This window comes from Streptomyces sp. KR55 (assembly GCF_052245645.1).
Lineage (GTDB): Bacteria > Actinomycetota > Actinomycetes > Streptomycetales > Streptomycetaceae > Streptomyces > Streptomyces flavusporus.
Genome location: NZ_JBQQCE010000818.1, coordinates 1 through 2,197, shown reverse-complemented (window position 1 = coordinate 2,197; position 2,197 = coordinate 1). Strand labels below are relative to the sequence as shown.

Genomic DNA, 2,197 nt, shown 5'->3' with positions numbered 1-2,197 from the left:
GGTCAGCGTGAGGCCCGCAGATAGCCCGAGTGGGCCACCTGGCCGAGGAACTTCAGACGGGTGTCGGTGGTCATGTGCTTCTCGAAGGCCTCCTTGATGCCGGGCCACTTGGGGTGCCCGAAGTCGTCCAGGACGACGATGCCGCCGGGCGCGACGATCTGCTCGGCCCACTCCAGGTCCTTGGCGACGCCTTCGGCGGAGTGGTCGCCGTCGACGATGATCACGCCGTAGGAGCGGTCGGAGACCAGGGCACGCACCTCGGGGTCCTCGGAGAAGCCCTGCTGGATCCGGGCCCCGGCACCCGCCGCGCCCACCAGCGCCAGATTGGTGCGCACCGCGGTCCCGTTCACTGGGGTGCCCGAGGCATCCTTGCCCATGGTGGCGCCGGGCTGGAGCTGGGTCCCGGCGAGCGGGTCGACGATCGTCAGGCGCGGGTCGCGTCCCGCGCGCTCCATCATCCGGATCAGGGCCGCGCCGAACATCCCGTAGAGGGTGCCGATTTCCAGGACGTCGTCGTTCGGCGGGTCCAGCAGCGGTACGGCGGAGAGCTTGCCGCAGATGTTCATGGTGCCGCCGGCGATCCGGCCGACCCCGAGCGCCTCCATCGCGATGAGCAGCCGGAACGCCTGGGCGACGTTCCGCTCCGCGCCGTCCGCGTCCCCGGTCACGTCGGTCAGCTCTTTGATCGTGCGGTGGAGATGGGGGGCGGACGGCAGCCGCGACGCACCCCGGCCGGTCCCGTCGAAGAACAGCTCCAGCGGGCGCTGGCGGGCGCGCAGCCTCTTCAGCTCCTGCTGCGAGGCGTCGCGGGAGGCCTGCCCGACGGCCCGGCGGATCTGCCGCTCGATGCGCTGGTCTATGAGGTCGGCGATCGGACGCAGGGCACGCCGGGCCGCCTTGCTGGTGAGTAACGCTCGCATGGATGTCTGACCCTCACAGGGATAGGAGAAGTGGACCCTAGGCCTCCCACAGGTGGTCCACAACAAACTAGGGCACCTGTAGAGGGAAAGCCCGTGTGACATCCGAACAACAAGTCGGTGACCGCATCGGACGCACCCCGGTCGCGGGCCCGCATTCCCGGCCATACGCTCCGAAACGTGACGTCATCCCGGTTCCGGGGCCGGCCGCGGCAGGCCGGACCCCCCACAGGGGCGCGCCTGGCGCAGGCGGTGCTCGGTGGTGCGATCGCGGTGATGTGGCTGTGTCTGCTGGTGCCGGCGACGGACACCGGCGCCAGGGGCGGGCCCGGGCCGGGCGCGGTCGCGCAGGAGGGGGACGGGACGTACACCGCCGACCTGGTGCTGCCGCTGATCGCGGCGGTCACGGCGATCGCGCTCGCCGCGTACGGGTACGTACGGCGCACCCGGCGCACCCGCACCCGGACGACCCCCGGCGGCTCGCTCCCCGGCCCGCCGCCCCAGCCGACGCTCGCCCGGTTCGACCGGCAGTCCCGGGCGGCGCTGGTCGAGGCGGACGACTGCGTACGCACCAGCCGGGAGGAACTCGCCTTCGCCGGGACCCGGTTCGACGCGTCGGACGCCGAACCCTTCGGGCGGGCCCTGCGGGAGGCCGAGGCCGAGCTGTCGGCCGCCTTCCGGATGCGGCAGCGCTACGACGACGGAGTGCCGGGCGAGGAGTCGGCCCGTCGGCAGGTGCTCGCCGGGATCGTCGGGCGGTGCGCGGAGGCGGGGCGACGGCTGGACACGGAGGCCGCCGGGTTCGATGTGCTGCGCGGCCTGGAGCTGGGCATCGGTGCGGCGCTGGAGGTCGCGGAGGCGCGCTTCCGGGAGCTGGCGGGGCGAACGGGGACGACGGAGGCCACCCTCGGCGACCTCGCCGTGCGGTACCCGCCCGGCGCCACCGCCTCGGTCGTCGGGTACGTCGAACAGGCCAAGGACCGCCTGGTGTTCGCCACGGTCCGTCTCAACCAGTCCCGTCAGCAGGCCGACCTGGGCAACGCCGACCTGGCCGCCGCCCACCTGCGCGCCGCCGAGGGCGCGATCATGCAGGCCGCTGTCTTCGTGGACGGCGTCGACCGGCTCGCGCAGGAGCTGACGACGGCTGCGGGCCTGGTGCCGGGGGCGCTCACGGGGGCGGAGGCGGAGCTCGCGGGCGTGCGGGAGTGGCTCAGGGGGGAGGGGGGAGCGGGCGGCGGGCCGGAGGTGCCCGTGGGTGAGGTGCGCGCCCGTCTCGACCA

The 2,197-nt window shown here is 73.7% G+C and carries 2 protein-coding genes; one reads left to right on the top strand and one right to left on the bottom strand.

The window, feature by feature from the left end:
- Positions 1 to 2: 2 nt before the first annotated feature.
- On the bottom strand, positions 3 to 920 hold the full coding sequence (locus tag ACTWQJ_RS50480; RefSeq protein WP_443313055.1) for a class I SAM-dependent methyltransferase: 918 nt from the start codon (positions 918 to 920) through the stop codon (positions 3 to 5).
- A gap of 177 nt (positions 921 to 1,097) precedes the next feature.
- Between ACTWQJ_RS50480 and ACTWQJ_RS50475 the strand changes: the two genes are divergently transcribed.
- Positions 1,098 to 2,197: hypothetical protein (locus tag ACTWQJ_RS50475; protein ID WP_443313054.1), on the top strand; the 1,100-nt coding region annotated here is incomplete at its 3' end.